Here is a 21018-nt window from a genome sequence, read left to right as displayed (position 1 = left end):
AGCGTGGTATCTCGATCCGGCCAGCTTGACCGGCTCACATCGCTTCGGCGGCTAACATCATGATGAGCTGAGCGCGCGAACTGATCCCCAGCTTGCTATAGATATGGTGCAGATGGAGCTTGACCGTCCCTTCGGTCAGCCCGCAGCGCCGCGCGATTTCGCGATTGCGCAGCCCTTCGCCGACCAGCTTGACCAGTTCCTCCTGCCGGCGCGTCAATCCATATTGCGGCAACACGGGCACCGATTGGCCGGCCATGCTGCGTTTCAACACACGCTCGATGATGGTCGGATCGATCCACGTATCGCCTCGTTTGACCGCCTCGATACAGGTGATCAGGTTGCTCGGGTCGTTGTGCTTGAGGACGATGCCGTTGATGCCGAGCTTGACCGCTTCCATTGTCTCGGCCGGCTTCAAGCCGACGGTCAGGAAGATGATCGGGATCTGGTTGCCCGCGCCACGCAACGTCCGCAGGATGTGCAAGCCACCGCCATCGGCCATGCTGACGTCCAGCACCAGCAAGTCGAAGCTATTATGTGCGACGCGGTCGATCGCATCGACCGACGTTCGCGCCGTATCCTGGACGACATGGCCATTGGTCTCGAGGAACTGGCGCAGCCCTTCGAGAAAGATCGGATGATCGTCAACCAGCAGCAGTTTCGACATGGACACCAGCCTTTAATGGAATTCTGAGCGACAATAGCACACCGCGCTCCATCGGATCGGTATAAGCGCGCCCATTGAGCGCCTTCACTCGCTTGGTCAGCGAGCGCGACAACACGCCTTCGACATCGGCGGCGTTGGCGCTGGTGTCGATGATTGTCGCGCCGTCGCTCCGGATCGCGATGAACACCGCCTCATCGCGCAGCGCCGCGACCACTTTGACCACCGACGCATGCGCGTGCTGCACCGCATTCGAGACGGCTTCCCGCACCAGGAATTCGACCTCGAGCGCGATATCGGGAGAAACGGGCAGCACCGCGGGCTCGGCCTGGACCGAGCAGTCGATGCCCCATTGCCGCGACAGCAATTCGGCGCGCTGCGCCAGATGGCTGGCGAGATCGATCCGCTCGCTGACCGGCTGGGCACTGTCGTTGATAAGTTCGCGCAGGCACGCCTGTTCGGCTGAGATGATCGACTCCAGACCCTTCAACCGCTCCTGCCGCTTGGCGATCGGCATGTCGGTTTCCTTCATCAGGACCGCGACCTGCATCCGGAGTCCGGCGAGCGTCTGCAGCACGCTGTCGTGCATGTCGCGGCTGATCTCCAGCCGCGCATTGGCGAAGGCATTTTCGCGCCACGCCTCGAACATCTGATAACGGTCGAGCGTCGCGCTGACAGCATGGCCGGCGCTGGCGACCTGGCCCAGCACGACCTCCGATACGCGCGGCAGCCCGATCAGATAGACATAGCCCTCCATCGCATTGGCCGCGATCGGCATCGCGCCGACGATCGCCCGACCGTCGATCACCTCCTCCGGCAGGAACCCGGGCTCGACCGCACGGACAACCGGATCGCCAGCAGCCCTATTGTTGACCATCGCCTTTCCGGTCCGCGCCTCCCACAGATAGGCTTCGTCCCAGCCGGTCGGCAGCAGCATGCGATCGGCAATCGCGGAGGGCGGATCGATCCGGGACAGCGCGCCCTCCGCGAAACGATAGAAATGCCGGTCGTCGTCCTCCCCGCCCCGCCAGCAGATCAGGATGGTAGACACCTGGAACCGGCTCGCCAGCCGCGCCGCGATCTCCTCGATCGGCATCGATCGCGCGCGCATGCCCGTGGCCAGCAACTCGCCGTTCCAGCGGTCGGTCGATGTCCCATCCGTCTGCCGCATCTTCACCACCAGCGCGGCGGCGGCAATGAACGTCACCAGCGAGAATTGCAGCATCCGCTGACCGTCACCCAGCCGGGGCAAGGCCGGCCAATATGCCGCGGCCCGGTCGTGGAGAAGAATGACGAGCGAGAGGATCAGATATTCGAGCGCTACGCTGACGATGCTCGACCGGATCCGCTTGGTGACCAACAGGAAAACGACGAACGGCAGATAGAGAATGGTGACGGTCGGGTAGAAGATCAGCACGCCGAGCCCGATCGCCTCATCGGCGACAGAACCGATAAGGCGCATCAGCGACGTCGCCTTCCAGGACACCAATCTTACGACCAGCCCCGCGACCGCGAGCAGCAGATAGGCCGCGAAGCACCACCGGACGGCCCGATCGAGGGCGGCAATCGGGAAAGGGATCGCCAGGACGATGCCTAACGCGATCGTCGCGAGCAGCGCACGACCAGCGGCGACTACATCATGTGCCGCCGAATAACCAAGATCACGCCTCAGCGCCTCTTTAAGGCTGTTTGCAAACTCGCCCGTCAATCGCCCCTTCCCCGACGCGAATGCTACACCATCGACACGGAAATGTCAGATAATCTCGTCGCGTTGTTGTCCCAGTAAGAGCACCGTCGCTTGCAAATGCTGGCCTTGCCCAGAGACAGGAGCGCTTCCGTCCCCCGGTACCACTCGTCAATCTCGCAATTCTACGTATCGGAACCTCGACGCCGGCATCGCCCGCGATAAACGCGGACGACCGGGGCGACACACTACAGCGCCGAACACGGGCGATAAGCGGGCGACGAGTGCCGCCTGGCGGCGAGCACGACCGCGACCAGCCCGATCGCCGACGTCGCCGCTCCCGCCAAGGCGACGGCGGGGTAGCCCCATCCGGCGGCGATCACCCCTCCCCCCAAGGCAGCGCCAAAGGCATTGCCGAGATTGAAGGCACCGATATTGACCGAGGAGGCGAGATTCGGCGCGTCCGCGGCCGCCGCCATCACGCGCACCTGGAGCGGCGGCACCAGGGCGAAGCTCGCCACGCCCCAGGCAAAGACCAGCATCGCAGTCGGGATGGCATAAGACATCGTCACGGCAAAGGCGATCAGGATCGCTGACAGCGACGCCAGCGTGACGATCAGCGTGCGATCGGCGGACCGGTCCGCGAATTTGCCGCCGGCCCAATTGCCGACCGTCAGTCCCAGACCATAGGTCACCAGCGTCGCGGTGATGAAGCCGAGCGAGGCGTGGGTCGCCTCTCGCAGGATCGGGGCGATATAGGTGAAGACGGTGAACATCGCGCTCGATCCGATCACGGTGAGCGCAAGTGCTCCCAGCACTTTACCGCGCATCAAGACGCGTAATTCGGCAAGCGCGTCGCCGTCCCGCGGCGCCGGGAGCGCGGGCAAGGTCAGCCGTAGCGAGACGATCGTGGCCACGCCCAATGCGGCGATGCCCCAGAACGAGGCGCGCCAGCCGAGATGCTCGCCGGCCCAGGTCGCGAGCGGCACGCCGACGACATTGGCCACGGTCAGCCCCATGAACATCGCGGCCACCGCGCTTGCCCTCCGCTGCGGCGGCACAAGGCCCGCCGCGACGATCGACCCGACACCGAAAAAGGCGCCATGGTTGAACGAGGTCAGGATCCGCGCCGCCAGCAGTAATGCATAGCTGTGCGAGATCGCCGCCAGCACATTGCCGAGCGTGAAGATGCCGGCGAGCCCGATCAGCAGCGTCCGACGCGGCACGCGGCCGGTGGTCAGCGTCATCAGCGGCGCACCGATCATCACGCCCAGCGCATAGCCGCTTATGAGCAGGCCCGCAGCCGGGATGGAGACCCCGAGATCTTTCGCGATGACGGGGAGCAAACCCATCGGCGCGAACTCGGTCACACCGATGCCGAACGCACCGACGGACAAGGCCATGAGGCCGGGATTGAACTTCATTGCCGCCTCCCCCTCAAACCAACGACGGATTGAGGCGGGCAAAGCCCTCCTGCTGCCGGTAAGGCGTGTGCGGATAAGGCGGCAGCACGTCGCTCGCCACATCGAGCGCCGCGACCTGTTCGGGCGTAAGAGACCAGCCGATGGCGCCAAGATTATCGCGCAATTGCTCCTCGTTGCGCGCGCCGATGATCACCGACGAGACGGTCGGACGCCGCAGCAGCCAATTGATCGCGACCTGGGGCACGGTCTTGCCTGTCTCCGCCGCCACCGTCTCGAGCGCATCGACGACACGATAGAGGTGCTCGGTTTCGACGGGCGGCGCGAATTGTTCGGTTTCGTGCAGCCGGCTTCCCGCGGGTACGGGACGGTCCCGCCCGATCTTCCCGGTCAGGCGCCCCCATCCGAGCGGGCTCCAGACCAAAGCGCCAAGCCCCTGATCGACGGCGAGCGGCATCAGCTCGGCTTCGTAAGCGCGGCCGATCAACGAATAATAGACCTGATGCGCGACGAGGCGCGGCCAACCGTGGCGATCGGCGATCGCTTGCGCCTTCATGATCTGCCAGCCGGGATAGTTGGAAACGCCGGCATAGCGGATCTTGCCTGCGGCGATTAGCTGGTCGAGCGTGCCCATGACCTCCTCGGCGGGTGTCGAGGCGTCGAAAGCATGAAGCTGAAGCAGATCGATATAGTCGGTGCCCAGGCGCCGCAGCGCGTCCTCGACCGCGCGGATCAGCCGGGCGCGCGACGCGCCCCAGTCCTGCGGCCCGTCTCCCATCGGTAGGCCGGTCTTGGTCGAGATCAGCACGCTATCGCGACGACCGCGGATCGCCGCGCCCAGAATCTCTTCGGAAGCGCCGTTGGAATAGACGTCCGCCGTGTCGAACAGAGTGACGCCCGCATCCAGCGACACGTCCACCAACCGACGAGCCTCGGCGACATCGCTCGTTCCCCACGCACTGAATAGCGGTCCATGACCCCCGAATGTCCCGGTACCGAAGCTCAGCGCCGGCACGCGCAAACCCGACGATCCCAATTGACGATATTCCATGACGCTCATCCCTTGTTCTTCCTGCGCATAGATGGACGTCGAGCCTTCCCCCGTGTAGCCGCAGTCTACGCGAAAGATTATTGCATTGGACGCAAAGATGGCGAACGGAACCGATCGAGCGCGGGAAATGGCGCTGTTCGTTGCGGTGATCGACACTGGCAGCTTTTCGGCGGCGGGCCGCCTTCTCGACCTTAGCCCGTCGGCCGTCGCCCGTGCGATCGACCGGATCGAGGCGCGGCTGGGCGTGCGCCTGCTGCTGCGCTCCACCCGTACGCTCGCGCTGACCGCAGAGGGTCAATCCTATCTCCAGGCTGCGCGGCGCATCCTCGCCGACCTCGACGATGCAGAGCAGCAGATTGCCGACCAGGGCGCACCGCGTGGCCGGCTCAGCGTCAGTGCCGCGCTCGCCCATGGGCGGCTGTGCGTAGTCCCACTATTGGGCGAGTTCGTCGCATCCTATCCGCATATCCTCGTCGACATCGCGCTAACCGACACGTTGGTCGACGTCGCCGCGGGGCAAGCCGACGTGGCGATACGGTTCGGCCCGCTGCCCGACAGCACGCTGACCGCGCGCAAGCTTGGCGAGACGCGCCGCGTGATCGTGGCGTCGCCCGACTATCTCGCGAGACATGGCACGCCGCGCGAGCCCGAAGACCTGCACCGGCATAATTGCCTCAACTTCAACTTCCGGCGGACCGAGCCGATCTGGCCGTTCCGTCGCCACGGCGCCGACTTCTCGCTGTGCGTCAAGGGCAACATCGAAGCCAATAATGGCGAGACGCTGGGCCAGCTCGCCGCGATCGGCATCGGCATCGCGCGGGTCGGCGCCTTCAGCGTCGCGCGGGAGATTGGGAATGGCCAACTCGTCCCGATCCTGGAGGAGTTCAATCCAGGCGATGTCGAACAGATCCACGCCGTGTTCGTGGGCGGCGTCAGCACCCCGGCGCGGATACGCGTCTTTGTCGACTTTCTCGCCGAAAATTTGCGTTGATTAGCCGTTCTCGATGACCAGCCGCGCTCTTCGGAACCACGCAGCCAGTTTCGAGCATCCCGAGGAGTAGATCATGATCGTGCAGTGTCAGGTCCAGGCGCTATCGACGTCCTGCCACGTCCAGCTACCGTGCGGGGACGCCGGAAGCGCTGCTCATCTCCGGCATTCCGAACCGGGTGAATCTCATGATCGCGACGGCGCGCTTGTCAGCCCCCGACAAGCCTGATAAGCGCCCCGCCTTGCCGTGCCGGAAGGTGCGCGCTGGCCGCCTTAGCTCAGCTGGTAGAGCATCGCATTCGTAATGCGGGGGTCACAGGTTCGAGTCCTGTAGGCGGCACCAGTACATATTGAGAACATTGTAGAAAACCGCAGAAATCTGCGGTATATTGGCTCCTGCGGGTCCCACGGTTTCCCAGTTTGTTCCACCGTGGTCCACCCAAAGTGGACCACGAATCGGTGGACCACGAACATCGCAGGAGGCGTGGTCCACCATGCTTACGACCGTGCAGATTCGCGCGTTGAAACCCCAAGCGCGTCCATACAAGGTACCCGACAGCGGGGGGCTGTTCCTATTGGTGCAACCCACCGGAGCGCTTCTCTGGCGATTCCGCTACAAGGTATTCGGCGTTGAGCGGAAGCTGTCACTTGGTACCTTTCCCGAGGTCAGCTTACAGCAGGCGCGGCGGCTGCGAGACAATGCCCGCGCCGACGTCGAGGAAGGCGGCGATCCGGCTGCCGAGAAGCGGCAGAAACGCCTGCAGGCCGAACTCGCTGCGAAGACCACCTTTGAGCTCGTCGCCACCGAGTACATCCAGAAGATGGAGCGCGAAGGTAGGTCGCCGGCCACTATCAAGAAGGCGCGCTGGTTTCTCGAACTGCTCGGCGGCATCGCCAAGCGTCCAATCGCATCTATAACGCCCCATGAACTGCTCGACGTGCTGAAGCGCGTCGAACGTCGTGGTCATCACGAGACGGCAGTCCGGCTGCGCGCCTTTGCAGGGCGAATCTTCCGCTATGGCTTCGCAACCCTGCGCACGGAGAAGAACCCCGCCGATATCTTACGCGGAGCGCTGACGCTTCCCCAGGTCAGGCATCATGCTGCGATCGTGGAGCCCAAGAAGGTCGGCGAGCTGCTGCGCGCGATTGAGGACTATAACGGGCGGCCTGAAACGCTCTACGCGCTGCGGCTAGCGCCGCACGTGTTCTTAAGACCCGGCGAACTCCGCCAGGCCAAGTGGAGCGAGATCGACTTTGCCGACAAGGTGTGGCGCGTGCCTGCTGAGCGAATGAAGATGAAGCAAGCGCATGCGGTACCACTCTCGCGTCAAGTGCTCTTCATCCTTCAGGACCTGCGCTCGCTGGCACGCTCGAGCGAGTTTCTGTTTCCGGCGTTGCACACGACGCTGCGCCCGATATCAGAGAACACGATGAACGTCGCACTTCGGCGGCTCGGCTTCGAGCATGACGAGATGACCAGCCACGGCTTCCGCGCTCTTGCGAGCACATTGCTCAACGAGTCGGGCCTGTGGCATCCGGACGCGATCGAGCGAGCTTTGGCCCATGGCGAGAGGGATCGGGTTCGCGCTGCCTATCACCGCGGAGCGCATTGGGATGAGCGAGTGCGCATGGCTCAGTGGTGGTCCGACTACCTGGACCAACTTCGCGTCGGCGGCAAAGTAATCAAAGCGAAGTTCCGCAGGCGAGTGTAGCGATAGGAGAGCTTTAGCACCGTCAGTGAAATGTCAGGCTGAGAGCATCCGGACTATGAGGGCAACCGCCATTTGTCCGCCTTAGAGGGCTGCCCTCCGAAGGCAGAGGCCACAGATTCGAATCCCATCAGGTGCGCCATGATTTCAATGACTTAACAGCCCATGTGAGACGCCGTACGGAAAACATTCTCGGACATCGCGGGCTATATAGCGGTCCGATCTCGCGACGAGCCTGGTCGCGAACTGGCCGGCGCGAATCGCCCGGCAGCAATCTTGGCTTCCGACGGAGGAATCTCAGATTCTCCTCTACAAGATTGATTTTACTTGTAAATATCTCAACCGGCCGGTTGCCACCCCACATTTTACCCACCACTTGGCCAAAGATTTATTGGAGCGACGCGACACGGCTTGCGACCGCTATGCGCCCATCTACAGACGTTCAGTCACGCCACGGCTGATCCCGAAAGCAGTCATAAGAAAAATAACGTTGGCGGTCCCAGCGCGTCAACGCCGTGGATGAGAATGAAGATCTGACGCATTTGAGTGAACGTCACCACCACGCAATCATGTCAATCGCCGTGGTCGGCGTTGGTATCCCAACGGTCTAAACACACTGTCACCTGGTGCCGGCGCCAGTCGTGGCCGTTCCTATGTTCAGACCGAGTACCAAAACTACATATAGATCGCCAACCCTCCACCCTTCTCGACGTCCCTCATCTCGAACAATCGAACTGAGTCGGCTGCAATGCCGCCGAGACGGACCAGATCATCCTTCAATGCCTCGCCGCGCAGATCGCTCCGTTCGTTTAGATCGGTCCTTTCCAAGGTCGCCATTCCAAAGAACTCGCAATCGCGAAAAGAGGCAATGTTCCGCTCTTCAATGTGGTGGGAGAGGCCTTCGATGCCGACCACTGCCTCCACGTCTCGGGAAGCGAAGACTGGGGCACCAAGGTCCGCAGTGATTGTGATCGCAATCGTGCGCAATGCCCAGAAATAGCGCCTGCGAATCTCAGCGTCATCTTGCCAATCCCGTTCCAGCAGCATGCGCATGACCAATGCCGCTGTCCTCCGTTCGGTCTCATAGCTTACCTTTAGTCGCGTGGCGGCTTTCATCTCAGCGAGGAAGTGCAAGTCGTCCAATATCGGGCTGCCCTCATAGGCAACGTGATAGGCGAACAGGTCACCTGCCGCCGCTTGGTTCAGCAGCCAGGCCTTTCCATATTGATGAACGCTGATGCCCGAGGTGGCCCTCGGCTGACCCACACGGTCACCGTCGACTGCGAGAATGAGGTCGGTATCGGAATCGGCGCGCGCATCGCCCCGCGCACGACTGCCGTAGAGTATGAGAGCCGCGGACACTATCGAGCGCGTGACAGCTTGGAAATCACCGTCGCGAAGAACAGCGAATAGATCACGATCGCCACAAGGGCATGGAGATCCTGGACCCTCTCCAACACCGCGTCATCCTTCGCGATCTGATTTCCGTAACCGACCAGAAGGGTAATATCGAAACTCTTCTGCAACGGCGCCGCGATCGAGGTCTGGAACGGCGAGAGACGATAGACGAAGCCAAACACGCCGAAACACCCGGCCAAAGCCAGCAGAGGGCGACTGGTCGACTCACCCCAGCGATTAAGCCATCCCAAGCAGCTGACGATGATCATGTCGGCGAAGTGGAACAAGAGCGCCACCAGCGCTGCGAGCTTTTGCCCGAACCGACCGAAAGTTATGGTGAAGAGGTCTTCGGCCACGCGGGCGAACGAACGCTGTCGCTCGTGAAGACCGACGATGTCATAGTAGGTATGCTCGTCGCCCGTCGTCTGGTGACTCAGCATCAACGTACGGAGAAAATGCGCCCGCGTGCCCTGCAGGCGGTACCATTGATACATCCGGTGGCGTAGGCTGGTGTCCTGCGGGTTGGTTAGACTAATCGCGGCCGAGACCAGCGCCCTGGGGTCATCCACGAACGTCCTTTCCACTTCCGTCTTGCTGGCGAGGCCGATCCCAGTCCACTGGCAACCTCTGAATTCGCAGCGAGAGAACTGGGCAAGAGAAAGTGATGAACCCTCGAACGAGCAGTTTCGAAAATGCGTGTCGCGCCATTCGGAGTAGGCGAAGTCGCAATCGATGAATCGACAAGTGTCGAAAATCACAATCGTGCCGGGCGAAAAAAGTCCTTGAAAGTCACATTGGCGAAAAGTCAGTCCGGCGACCTTGTATGCGTCGCCGGGCGTGGCCACCGTTGACAGCGTCGGACCGAATACGAAACGTCTGGTTGGACCGGAGTTGTCATCCTGATCCCAGTCGAACGGCTCTGCCTCTAGCACCATGCCGGGCGAGCGAATAGGTTCCCACCAACAAAGGTCGCGACGATGTCCGACATGACCCTGCGGCGCAGGCGACGCGTGCGCGAAGGGCTTTGCAGCCCCGTCAGTTTCACGCCTTCCCAGTTCGACACCGAAGATCTTCACCAAAATGTCCGCTCCAGCTTATTGGGAGATAGCACGTGATAGAGCATGGGCTAGTGGGCATCTTGGCACCCCAATCGCAGCCATTCAGCGTGGCTAGGCACGAGCCCGAAACCCGCGGTTCGTTCGTCTCGCTCTCGGCTGCGGTCGGAACGGCTGACATTGGCGACTTTACGCCCGGTCTGCTTCAGAGCAACCACCGTTGGATTACGGACATTCGCAATAGGACGTTGTGATGGCCGCTGCCGCTCAATAACGCGATGTCGATCACTCCTTGATCTCCCGACGAAAATGCTAGGAAAAAGCTCAGAACATCGGCAACTTCTCATTTGAGACTTTGGACGCTCCCCGGGGGCAGCTCTCAGTGAAATCAAAAAAGTAGTATTGCGAACAAATTTGTTCATAAATCATCTGCGGATGACTTGAAGCCCGTTTCGGGATTACCATATTTCGAACAAAGATGAACGCGCTCGCCCAGCGAGGGCGGGGAGTGCGCCGTAGAACGATTATTTCGGGGTGGGGCATAGTGAGCGTAGCCGACGATATACGGAAGAACTCCAATGAGGCCTTTGGCGTAAGTTGGGCGGTCCGCGATGGACAGGTCGTTCCTGCTGCAATCGACTTGAAACTGAGCAACGATGCCGTGCGCTTTGCGGACGCAACGGTCCTCTATGCAGATCTCGACGGTTCGACCGATCTCGTCGAAACGAAGAAGTGGCAGTTCGCCGGGGAGGTCTACAAGACCTTCCTCTACGCAGCCTCGCGCCTCATCCGACGCCACGGAGGCACCATCGTTTCCTATGATGGCGATCGCGTCATGGGAATCTTCATCTCCAAGAATCAGTGCAACGATGCCGTGTCCTGCGCGCTGGAGATCAACTATGCGGTAAAGAATATCGTTCAGGCCGAGCTCGATAAGGGCTGGAAGACCGACTTCAAGATCCGTCACGTGATCGGTATCGACATTTCCGAAATCCGGGCCGCGAGAACCGGCGTCCGAGGCGACAATGACATCGTGTGGATCGGCAACGCTGCCAACCTCGCCGCGAAACTCACCGCTCTGAGCGCCGATCAACCGACGTGGATCACGAAGCGCGTCCACGACCGGCTCAAGGATAACCAAAAAATCGGTTCGAAGGGCGAGGACATCTGGAAGAGCTGGAAATGGGGTCAGCACAACCAAGACCCCATCTTCTCGACGACCTATTGGAGGGCCATCAGTTAATGACCGCGATGATCGACAGATTCCTCGATGACGCAGGACGGGCCAACCTTATCGACGCGATGATGGTGCAGGCCATGATTGCCAATAATAGCGACCTCGCCACCGAGATGGCCGACAGGCTTGAGCTGCTTTCGCTGAACGAGGGTGACACCATCATCGCGCAGGGTGCAGAGGACGACCATCTGTATCTCATCATCACAGGCTCCCTCCGCATCGAGGTGAACGGTCGTCAGATCGCCGTTCGGGGACAAGGCAGCCATGTCGGCGAGATGGCGGCCATCGAGCCGACACAGCGCCGGTCTGCCAGCGTCATAGCGGTGGAGCCATCCATCGTTGGCAAACTGACGAACGCCAATCTTACCGACCTGGGAAGGCGCTATCCCGAGATATACAGGGCTTTTGCCCGCACCCTCGCCCGAAGGCTACTTGAGCGCAACAAGCTGGTGGGAAACCATCGCGAGGAGATAAAGGTCTTCATCATATCCTCTGCTGAGACACTCCCGGTCGCGCAGATCATACAAAGCGCCTTGGCGCATGATGCACTTGTGACGCTCTGGACTGACGGCGTGTTCAGAGCAACGAGCTATGCGATTGAGGCTCTGGAGAACGCGGTCGACGATGCCGACTTCGCCATCGCCGTGGCCCATAGCGACGACCTCACGCTCTTCCGCGGCAGCGAATGGCCAACGCCCAGAGACAATGTCGTCTTCGAGCTGGGCCTCTTCATGGGAAGGCTCGGACGGAAGCGGGCCATCCTGATGGAGCCGCGCGAGGACAAGCTAAAACTTCCAAGCGACCTGAGCGGGATCACAACGATTCCCTACAGCTACGAGGCTGGCAAGGACGCGAAGGCGCGGATGGCGCCAGCCTGCAACGATCTGCGCGATCACATCAAGGAATGGGGAGCGTTCAACGGATAGCCGAACCTATGTCCTGTTCTGAGGGTTGGCCAACCAAGAGATGCCAGTCCGCTATGGGCGTTAGTTAGTGGGTTCCATCCGGTTCGGTTTCGGCAAGACGAGAGTGTATCAAGGACCATCCGTCCGGCTGTCCCGCCGACGGCTCTCGACCACTTTTCGCCGCTGGCGGGCAGAAAGGGCGAACCTAAAAACTGCCCCACGTTTAGGGTGTCCCGGTCGGCAGCATCGGCGCCAATGGGCTCGGGCTGGCATGAACCTTCCTTTCGCAGGCCTGCAAACTCTGCGTTCAGGCGTGGTCAGGGGCGTCGCGGCCCCGCCCAACGTCTAGGACTGGCGCGCTGCCGGCTAGCGGGAACGCTTCGAAGACGTGCGTTCAGCGCGTCAGCCGGTAGCCGTCGTCGGGAACCTGCTTTCGCTGCCCCCAGTCAAGAAATGTGAGTTCCCCGGTTGCCTTCATCTCCGCCACCATCCGGCCGAGGCGAACCTTCCGAACGCCATGCTCAGCCAGGATCCGGGGCCACAGCTCGCCGTACGCAATGGAATTGGGACTTAGCGGTACAGCGTCGACGATCGCCCGTCTCGCGGCGGCTTCCTGCTCGGTCGTCCAGCGCGCCGCGAAATCGTTCTTCTCCGCGACAGGCGCGAACAGGTCCATGGTGCCGGTGGCCTCCGCGCGCTTGGCGGACCTAAGGTCTGCGCGGACCCGGTCCTGCGTCTTGAGCGCCGCCTCTTGGCAGTCGCGGAAGACTTCCACGCCCTTGGTGCTTCGGGTCGCGTAGATCAGCGAATAGTAGGTCCGCTCCTTATCCGGGAACAGGACGGGCGTTTCCATAACATACGGGTAGCTGCCAATGCGCGCGATGGCGGAGTTGATTGACGACACGAGCACACGCTTGCGCGCGTCCGCTTTCGTTTCTCCGGGGAAGACCCGGATCGCGTCCAAGCGGACCTTCCAATCAGTGCTCGGCATCAGCGCTTCCAGAGAGGCCTGAATGGCAGGGCTTGGCATAGAAGCGGCCCAGTTGATCATCGTGAACATGAAATTGAACACGACTTCAGAGTTGGGATGGCGGAGAAGCGGAGCAAGCGCCTCCATGTCGATCTTCCAGCCCTTGGGGTCCATCAGAACGAAAGCGAAGGCGTCAGCCGGAATGGCCGCGACGAGGTCCGGCACGACGGACACGAAATCGGCGTTAAAGGTCCTGATCCTGATGTCCGGATAACGGGGGATGATTTCCTGGAGCCGGGCATGCGCGTCTGCGTTCTTCTCGACTAGCAGGGCGGTCATGGTACGCTGACCCCGACCCATGCCGGCCCATGTCTCCTTCGCCTTGCGGAGCGCTTGGAGCGCGATTCCGAAGGACGTGTCCTCGAACCGCTCGCCTCGATCCTCCCACGGTCCGGAGAAGCCGTCGACGTAGACGACGTCGCGCCTGCTCGCGATCTTAAACACGAGACTTTCGATGTAGTGCGCCAGGAAGCGGTGCTTGACGTATGCCTGTTCGCGGCCCTCGTAGTGGGCGATGTCGGGCGGCATCAGGCAGCTCGGCTGGTCACAGGTGCGGGCAGCTCATTCCATTCCCTGCCGTCGAGGTCGCGTCCGCCCGTCTTTGGGCGTATCCCGCCCCACTGCTTGAAGAAGAAGGCTACCTCCTGCGCGGCGCATAAATCACGGATCTCGCGCGCCCATTCGACTGCCATCGGCCGCGCACCGGGCCCGCTCTCACCGCCAGCGATGACCCAATGGATGCCATCGAGGTCGACCGCTCCAACGCGTCCAATCAGCGGCTCCACTGACAGGAAGCGGACGGCCGCGGGCGACTGCTGCAGGTGGACGATGCGTGCGCTCGAACGGGCATCCTCGACGGAGACGCCAAGCCAGATGTGCTGCGGCGGCGATGCTGTCGAATAGCGGCAACGAAGGTAGTCGCGCATCAGCGAACTTCGCTTCGTGAGAACCTGGAAGACGTGCCAGTCGGCCTGTTCCATCGTGTCGAAGACGCTGTCCACGAACGAGCGGGGCACCTCCTTGTGGAAGAGGTCACTCATGGAATTGACGAAGATCATCCGCGGCCGCTTCCAGGCGAGCGGCTGGGCGAGCCTTTCCGGTCGCAGGGTCAGGTCGAAGCCGTTTTCGAACGGATGCCCGGGAATGCCGCGCCATCGCTCCGAGAACCGGGCGGCATAGCAGTTGTCGCAGCCGGCCGTAATCTTGGTGCAGCCCGTAATCGGGTTCCAGGTAGCGTCCGTCCACTCGATTGCACTGTTGTCGGCCATAGTCGCGCATTCCCAGAACGGACCATGAATCTCGCATGAGGCAGTTCTCAGCGCAACGTATTTGCAGGACTGCTAGGATTAAAGCTAGAGGCCGTGGCCGTGGCCGCGGCCTAGACAGAGCGGGGCGCGCGCAGCCGCCTCTGCGAATGCGAGGCGGAAGGCGGCGAGGGCGTTGTCGTCCGGAACGTGCAGCTTGCTGTCGATCACCGGCTGCGCGAGAAGCGTGACGATGCTCCCCCTGGGGGCGTGCTGCGTGCGTGAAATCGAAAGGCGGCGCCCCGGCGGCATTTCGTACTTGGAAAGCGCCAGTGCAGATCATAGCCTACAAAAATGGCAGCGATGACCCGCTTTCTCAACAGCGAGCCAACACTCGCATGGCTTGGTCAGCTCTCTCCGGATGAGCAGGGCTTGGCTATCGAAATGCTCCGCAAGATGCTGCTGGTATCGCGGGACGCATTTACCGAACGACTGATTGCCCTATTGCTCACCCGGTGTTCTGCGGGGCCGGAGCCGGTGGGTCTCTACGCCGAGCGCGAGGTACGGAAACGCCATGGCCAGCCGCTACGCCTATTCAAGCAGTCAAATACCAAGATCAAACGCGCGCATGGGGCCGGTCCACAGCCCGTACAGACGTTCCGGGCCTATGATGCTGACATCGGCAGCGAAGGCATCGTCGCGCAGTTGGTGTCCGAGGTTTCCCGCCGACATCCGAAGCGCTTCCTGAGCCACCCGGGCCCTGACCAGATTCGGAAGTTCAAGGTGCGGCGCTTCATCCTCGTTTCCGACTTCATCGGATCGGGAGATCGCGCACGTACCTACATCGAGGCGGCATGGCGGGTTAAATCCGTTCGCAGCTGGTGGTCGTCACGCGCTAAGCACGGCATGTCGTTCGAAGTTGTCGCCTACACCGGCACCGAACGAGGCGTCGCCACTGTCGCCTCGCATCCTTCAAAGCCCGAAGTTCATTTGGTCGCCGTCTGCCCCACGGTGCTCAACAGTTTCAGCTACGAAAAGCGGCTCGCGATCTTAGCGCTGTGCCAAAAATACTATCTTGGGACGCCCAGTATGCCGGCTCTTGGCTATGGGTCGACTGGCGCCCTCGTCGCATTTTCGCACGGGGCCCCCAATAACTGCCCTTTGATCTTTCATAAGCGGAGCGGCTCGTGGGAACCGCTCTTCCCCGAACGGGTCACCGCTGCATCGCGGCAGACTTTCGCCGAAGAGCAGGATCGGGGCGAACGCCTTCGCGAGAGACTAATCGACATGCGGCAATCCAGGCTCGCCGCTGCTGGTGTCGCGGACGCAGCAGACCCAAAGCGGCGCAGCCTTGCGGCAGCTATGGCAGCGCTCGCCCATCCGCCGAGAACCGCGCACTCAGTCGCACTCCGGACTGGTCTTACTATCGCTGAGGTCGAACGGTTGCTTGGGAAGGCGCTTAAATCTGGATGGGTCGATGGGCTGAACCGGTTGACCGACATGGGGCATGCGGAGCTCGAGCAGCTCAGGGTCACGCGACCCCTGCTCCCTCTATCGCCGACACTCAAAGACGATTACTGTCCGAAGCAGTTGAGGGCTCCTGTGGGATCGCATAGTTGACGTCGCCGCATCAGCTTTGCTGTTGTTTCGACGGCAGCATATGGTCTTCGGGCCATGTGCTTCGGGGCGCAGAATCTGCTGCTCTCAGGACAAGCCTTCGCTCGATGCTAAGGCACATCGCGCAACGCCGCCTGCGGCGGATCGCGTCGGTGTCTAGCTACGTCGCGCGATGTGTCTCACCCCCAGGGTGTCAAAGTACGTGACCTCCTGGAGCCCTCAACACTTTCAGACCGTGGCGGACTCGGCGGAACGCGATCCGAAGGTAATTCAAAACGCGCTAACCGCCGCCAGGGTCATCCGCTCGACCAATCCCGCTCTGCCGCCAGTCTTCACGCTCGGCCATCTAGCCCATCTCACTGGCAGCGAATTTTTTCAGCTCCGCTCGGTCGCGCGGCGCGATGAGCCGGATCCCTACCGCCTCTTTCGCATCCGGAAACGCCCCTCTTTCGAAGGCGAGCGACGCTTTCGCATAATCACCGTTCCGCAACCGCATCTTCTCCGAGTTCAGCGCTGGATCACGCAAGCGATCCTCGCCAACGCGCTTCCTCATCAGGCAAGCGTTGCCTTTTCGAAAGGAAATCGGTTGCGCGATGCGGCGGCGGTCCATTGTAATAGTAGCTGGCTGATTAAGCTCGACGTCACCAACTTCTTTGAGTCCATCAGTGAAATATCGGTCTATCGCATCTTTCGCTCGCTTGGATATCAGCCGCTGATCTCATTCGAGATGGCCCGTATCTGTACCCGGCTCGGTGGTCCAACGACGAGAAAGAGAGGGGAGCGCTGGCGAGTACATTTCAAGCCGCGCGAGATCAAATCCTACGATGTGTATCGTCCCTTCGGCGGGGCCCGCGTCGGGCACCTGCCTCAAGGCGCGCCGACCAGTCCGATGCTCGCAAACCTTGCAATGCGATCGTTTGACACCGAGGTCGACAAGCTCGCTGTCGAGCACGGCCTTCGGTACACCCGCTATGCCGATGACCTGACCTTTTCAACTAAAGGAGAGTTTAGCAGAGACCAAGCTGCACATGTCATAGGGCTCGCCTACAAAGCGATGGGTCGCGTTGGGTTATCGCCAAACGCGACCAAATCCCGCGTTGCGCCTCCGGGTTCGCGTAAGATGGTGCTGGGCCTGCTGGTTGACGGCGCGGAGCCGCGGCTGCCGCGTGAGTTCAAAGAGAGCATGCGCCGGCATCTCTACTATCTTTGTCGAACAGACATAGGTCCTGTCGCTCATGCCCGCGCACGTGGCTTTGCCTCCACCATTGGAATGCGGCATCATATCGAGGGACTGCTGAGCTTCGCAAAGCAGATCGAGCCGTCCTACGCCGCCGAATGTAAGCGTAAGTTCGCCAACATCGACTGGCCGATTTGATTCGCGAGCTGACCAGAGGCTTGGCGCCCAAACATCAAGGCGACATGAACAAACGGCCGCTTTTCAGCCGCTCCGAGAACTAGCTGAACGACCGATTATGGGGCGCATAGCGGTCGCTACTTCTCGGGCAGCTCGCCCATTCGCGGCGCACACTCGCGCTCATGGGCCACAATCCGCTGCCATCGGTCTGGATCGGCTTTAGCCATCATGCTCTGGCCGGCATGCCACATGTCAGTCCCAAGCATGCGCGCCGCCATGCGCTCGGGTACGGCCCAACTGACCGGGAGCGAGCGCGCGATGGCGCCTGGCAGAATTGCCGACAAAGCCATCCCCGCAATCGCAAACGCAATGCGGTTCTTCATCAACTCTCTGTTCTGCTCGGCGACCGATCGCGATCGCGCGATCATGGCGTCGATGCGGCTTGCCGCAGCATCCATGGCGGCGGACGCCGTCTCAAGCATCTGACGATCAGCGCCGCGGCTGCTGGCCGCTGCCGCCGCAATCTCGCGAGCAAGGCTCTCGGGCGTCAGCGTCAGCGCCGGTTTCTCGGACACGCGTCTTGCCCAACCGCAAACGTCCTGGATGCGCTTGTCGATGGCTTCCAGCGTTGGCGCGTAATCGGGTTGTGCGGTTCGCTCGTCAGTGAGCCGTTCCACTCCCCGGCGGAGCAAGCTCACCTCGGCGCGCAAATCTCCGAATGCCTGGGCGGCAAGGCTGGTGTCGGGGTCGGGCGTGCTGGTCTGGTCCATTCCGCATGATCTATCGCCCAAGCCCGCGCCCACGCGAGAGGCCGAGCCAGTCCTGGATGCTATGGGATATCGACGCGCCTTCGCGCGGCCGGATTCCGAGTTCGGGCAGGCGCTTTCGGATCAGCGACTCGGCCTGTGCGTCGCGCTCCAGGCTCTTGCCGAGCGCGCTCATTTGCTGCCCCACCCGGCGCTCGCCGGCTTCGTCGCCCGCATTGCGAAGCGTTCGATGGGCTCGGGCAAGCTTTTGCCAGTCCTCGACGAACCGGTCAGCGCGCCGCTCCGGACTCATGCGCAGCTCCGCTTCCAAGGTCATCGCGCGGATCGCGGCACTAGTCCGCCCTTTGGCGGCATCCTCGATAAGCCCGGTGTCGCGAGCAAATGCTGCGCGCAGATCTCGCGCAGCCTCGGGTCGCACGGCTTCCAATGCGTCGCGTGCCTTGTCGAACGCGATGCGCTGATGCGGCAATTCGGTGTAGCCGTCCTTGCGCATGCGCATGATGTCGGCCGTCGCGCGCGCGAACCGCTGCACGGCGTGGTTCAAGCCGACCGGTTGGACGATCTGTGCTGGCCGCGACCGGGGAGCGTCCAGCTCCGTTGCAATGCCGCGGGTGGGTGGTGTCGCAATCGGCCTCAGGTCGAGACCGGCGAACGGATCGCGCGCTGGGACAGGCCTGACCTTCTCCACGACCGCCTCCGGCAACACGATCTGCCGGCGGTCCGCGAAGTCCCGCTTATAGTCCGATGCCATGTCCTTGGAGCACTCGCGCGACAAGGCGCGAAGCAGCTTGTCGCGATCGCCAAAGTCATCGCGCCCATAATGCATATCGACGCTATCGCGATGCCGCGACAGCGCGACATAGGCGGCATGACGGTCGAGCCCCGGCGTCGCCAGCACATACACACGGTCGACCGTCATCCCTTGCGCCTTGTGCACGGTGGCGGCGTAACCGTGATCGATCGCCGCATAGTCCTTGATGTCGAACGCGACGGAGCGGCCGTCGTCGAGCAGCACTGCGAGCCGCGTCGGCGTCACCGATTGCACCTGGCCGAGCGTACCGTTCTTCACGCCCAGGCCGCGCTCGTTCCTGAGGAACATAACACGGTCGCCGCGAGCGAACGTCCGTTCGCCGCGCTCAACCTGGATAGCCAAGTCGTCGCCCAGCGCTCCACTCGCCCGGAGCCGGTTCCGCGCCGCGATATTGAGCGCGCCGACCTCGTCGTTGGTGTGGGTAAGGATGATGCGTGTCGCACCCGGCGAGGCAGCGCGATCGCGATCCCAGCGATCGATCAGGTCGCCACGCGCTTGCTCGCGAGTTTCAGCAGCGTGGACGTGCCCCCGTTCGTCATATGCCGCGATCGCCTCGGCCGTCCGGCCGGTCGCGAGATGGCGGGTCGCATCGCGCTGCCAATCGTCGCGCTGGCGGCGAACCTGGGTGATCTCAACACTCCCGTGACGTTCGGCAAGCGAGCGGAACGCAGCTCCGGCCTCGATTGCCTGGAGTTGCTCGGGGTCGCCAACCAGCACGACCTTCGCGCCGCGCTTTTCGGCTTCGGAGATGACGCGCTCCATCTGGCGCGTACCGATCATTCCGGCCTCGTCGATGACCAGCACCGTTCGCTCGTCGAGCAACTCTCGCCCGCCACTCCATTGATGTTCGAGACTGGCAATCGTTCGCGAGACGATGCCCGATCCGCTTTCGAGGTTCTCGGCCGCGATGCCCGAGAGTGCGGCGCCCACGACGCGATAGCCAGCGCGCTCCCATTCGTCGCGCGCGATGCCCAGCATGGCTGACTTGCCCGTCCCGGCATAGCCCGTGACGATTGCCAGGTCGCGCGGCCGGGTTATGTGCGCGAGCGCGGCCTGCTGCTCTTCCCCGAGACGCAGGCTGCCACTCCCGGCGGCCGCGATAATCCCCCCTTTCATGGCCGCCGGGAGACCATGGCTGACACGTTCGGCCACGCGATCGGCGACGCGTTCCAGCCGCCGCTCGGTCTCGATCATGTCGCGGCTGGTGAACCGTTCTTCCCCGCGCCCGTCCTTGCCGAGCGCGATCAGGTCGGGCGCTGCGCGCACGGCGCCCATCACTCGGTCGAACTGCTCCTTCCCGTCACTATGGCGGTGCACGAACATCGCGAGGTCGCGACGGGTGAACGTCGCCTGCTGCCGGGTGATCGCATCGAGCGCGATATTGGGATTGGCGATGATCTTCTCGCCATTGGCGCGAGCAATATCATGATGTCCTTCGAGCCGCTCGGATGCCAGGCCCAGCGCCGCCATCCGTGATGCCGCTGGTCCGATCTTGTGCTGCGGCTCGAGGTCGATGCCTTGGGCTTCAAGCGAACGGTGATCGACCCGCGCGTCAATATCGAGTTCGGCCAATCGCCGGTTGACGTGCTCGCTCCAGCGCTCGCGCCATTTCTCCAGCAGGTCGGTGCGGTTCCAGTCGCGGTTCTTGCGACCAAACCCATCCTCGCCGACCTCGCGCATGGTCAGCATCACATGCGCGTGCGGCTTGGGCATGCCGTCGGCGCCGATATCCCAATGCACGTTGAGATCGGCGATCATCCCTCGATCGACGAATTCCTGGCGGACGAAGTCGCGCGCGAGCGCGATCCCCTGCTCCTGGCTCATCTCGCGCGGGATCGCGAACTCGATCTCGCGCGCGAGTTGGGCATCGATCCGCTTCTCGGCCGCCTCGACCGCGTTCCACAGTTTCTCGCGGTCAGAGAGATGCTCGGGCGCGTCCTCCGGCAGCATCACCTCCGAATGAACGACGCCAGCCTTGTTCGAGAAGTCGTGATGCCGGTCGAGGCGTTCGTCGTGCAATCGCGACGCCGAGCGGTACGCGGCAGCCGCAAGTGCCGACGAACCGTTGGCGCGGGAGATGACCTTC

Annotated in this window: 16 protein-coding genes and 1 tRNA gene; 7 read left to right on the top strand and 10 right to left on the bottom strand. The window is 62.3% G+C overall.

Features of this window, described 5'->3' with window-relative positions:
• Positions 1 to 34 precede the first annotated feature (34 nt).
• From SPR01S_RS17480 to SPR01S_RS17465, 4 genes are all read right to left on the bottom strand, one after another.
• Positions 35 to 664, bottom strand: coding sequence for a response regulator (locus SPR01S_RS17480; protein WP_066591827.1), 630 nt, complete (start codon positions 662 to 664; stop codon positions 35 to 37).
• Positions 642 to 2369, bottom strand: a complete 1728-nt coding sequence (locus tag SPR01S_RS17475) for a sensor histidine kinase (RefSeq protein ID WP_066591824.1) — start codon at positions 2367 to 2369, stop codon at positions 642 to 644. Before SPR01S_RS17475 ends, SPR01S_RS17480 begins: the two co-directional genes overlap by 23 nt.
• 224 nt (positions 2370 to 2593) lie before the next feature.
• Positions 2594 to 3769, bottom strand: coding sequence for an MFS transporter (locus SPR01S_RS17470; RefSeq protein ID WP_066591821.1), 1176 nt, complete (start codon positions 3767 to 3769; stop codon positions 2594 to 2596).
• 13 nt (positions 3770 to 3782) lie between these two features.
• Positions 3783 to 4817: an aldo/keto reductase gene (locus SPR01S_RS17465; RefSeq protein WP_066591835.1), complete on the bottom strand. Its 1035-nt coding sequence runs from the start codon at positions 4815 to 4817 to the stop codon at positions 3783 to 3785.
• A gap of 97 nt (positions 4818 to 4914) precedes the next feature.
• Here SPR01S_RS17465 and SPR01S_RS17460 point away from each other — a divergent pair, with 97 nt between their 5' ends.
• From SPR01S_RS17460 to SPR01S_RS17450, 3 genes are all read left to right on the top strand, one after another.
• Entirely contained in the window at positions 4915 to 5808 is an 894-nt protein-coding gene (locus tag SPR01S_RS17460) for a LysR family transcriptional regulator (RefSeq protein WP_245662081.1), read from the top strand.
• A 264-nt stretch (positions 5809 to 6072) separates the two neighbouring features.
• Positions 6073 to 6148 (top strand) — tRNA-Thr (locus SPR01S_RS17455).
• A 151-nt stretch (positions 6149 to 6299) separates the two neighbouring features.
• A complete protein-coding gene (locus SPR01S_RS17450) occupies positions 6300 to 7517 on the top strand; it encodes a tyrosine-type recombinase/integrase (RefSeq protein ID WP_066591810.1) in 1218 nt (405 codons plus the stop codon).
• Between the two features lie 672 nt (positions 7518 to 8189).
• Here the strand turns inward: SPR01S_RS17450 and SPR01S_RS17445 are convergent.
• Both SPR01S_RS17445 and halA read right to left on the bottom strand, forming a co-directional pair.
• Positions 8190 to 8876: a nucleotidyltransferase domain-containing protein gene (locus SPR01S_RS17445; protein ID WP_066591807.1), complete on the bottom strand. Its 687-nt coding sequence runs from the start codon at positions 8874 to 8876 to the stop codon at positions 8190 to 8192.
• Positions 8876 to 9988, bottom strand: coding sequence for an anti-phage Hailong system effector protein HalA (gene halA / locus SPR01S_RS17440; protein WP_157082328.1), 1113 nt, complete (start codon positions 9986 to 9988; stop codon positions 8876 to 8878). The genes SPR01S_RS17445 and halA overlap by 1 nt, the downstream gene beginning before the upstream one ends.
• A 523-nt stretch (positions 9989 to 10511) precedes the next feature.
• On the opposite strand from halA, the gene SPR01S_RS17435 reads away from it, so the two are divergent.
• Entirely contained in the window at positions 10512 to 11210 is a 699-nt protein-coding gene (locus SPR01S_RS17435; protein WP_066591802.1) for an adenylate/guanylate cyclase domain-containing protein, read from the top strand.
• A complete protein-coding gene (locus SPR01S_RS17430) occupies positions 11210 to 12130 on the top strand; it encodes a TIR domain-containing protein (protein WP_084251275.1) in 921 nt (306 codons plus the stop codon). The genes SPR01S_RS17435 and SPR01S_RS17430 overlap by 1 nt, the downstream gene beginning before the upstream one ends.
• 373 nt (positions 12131 to 12503) lie before the next feature.
• Here the strand turns inward: SPR01S_RS17430 and tcmP are convergent, their stop codons facing one another.
• Positions 12504 to 13667, bottom strand: a complete 1164-nt coding sequence (tcmP, locus tag SPR01S_RS17425; RefSeq protein WP_066591800.1) for a three-Cys-motif partner protein TcmP — start codon at positions 13665 to 13667, stop codon at positions 12504 to 12506.
• Entirely contained in the window at positions 13667 to 14407 is a 741-nt protein-coding gene (locus SPR01S_RS17420; protein ID WP_066591798.1) for a DUF5131 family protein, read from the bottom strand. The genes tcmP and SPR01S_RS17420 overlap by 1 nt, the downstream gene beginning before the upstream one ends.
• Before the next feature lie 330 nt (positions 14408 to 14737).
• Between SPR01S_RS17420 and SPR01S_RS17410 the strand changes: the two genes are divergently transcribed.
• Together SPR01S_RS17410 and SPR01S_RS17400 are read left to right on the top strand one after the other, a co-directional pair.
• Positions 14738 to 16003, top strand: a complete 1266-nt coding sequence (locus tag SPR01S_RS17410) for a phosphoribosyltransferase-like protein (RefSeq protein WP_066591793.1) — start codon at positions 14738 to 14740, stop codon at positions 16001 to 16003.
• Between the two features lie 199 nt (positions 16004 to 16202).
• Positions 16203 to 17375: a reverse transcriptase family protein gene (locus tag SPR01S_RS17400; protein WP_169803460.1), complete on the top strand. Its 1173-nt coding sequence runs from the start codon at positions 16203 to 16205 to the stop codon at positions 17373 to 17375.
• 116 nt (positions 17376 to 17491) lie between these two features.
• Here the strand turns inward: SPR01S_RS17400 and SPR01S_RS17395 are convergent, their stop codons facing one another.
• Positions 17492 to 18124, bottom strand: coding sequence for a DUF6118 family protein (locus SPR01S_RS17395; protein WP_066591787.1), 633 nt, complete (start codon positions 18122 to 18124; stop codon positions 17492 to 17494).
• A 10-nt stretch (positions 18125 to 18134) separates the two neighbouring features.
• Positions 18135 to 21018: Ti-type conjugative transfer relaxase TraA (traA, locus tag SPR01S_RS17390; RefSeq protein ID WP_157082327.1), on the bottom strand; the 2884-nt coding region annotated here is incomplete at its 5' end.

Source organism: Sphingomonas pruni NBRC 15498 (assembly GCF_001598455.1).
GTDB lineage: Bacteria > Pseudomonadota > Alphaproteobacteria > Sphingomonadales > Sphingomonadaceae > Sphingomonas > Sphingomonas pruni.
This window is presented reverse-complemented; position numbering and strand designations above follow the sequence as displayed.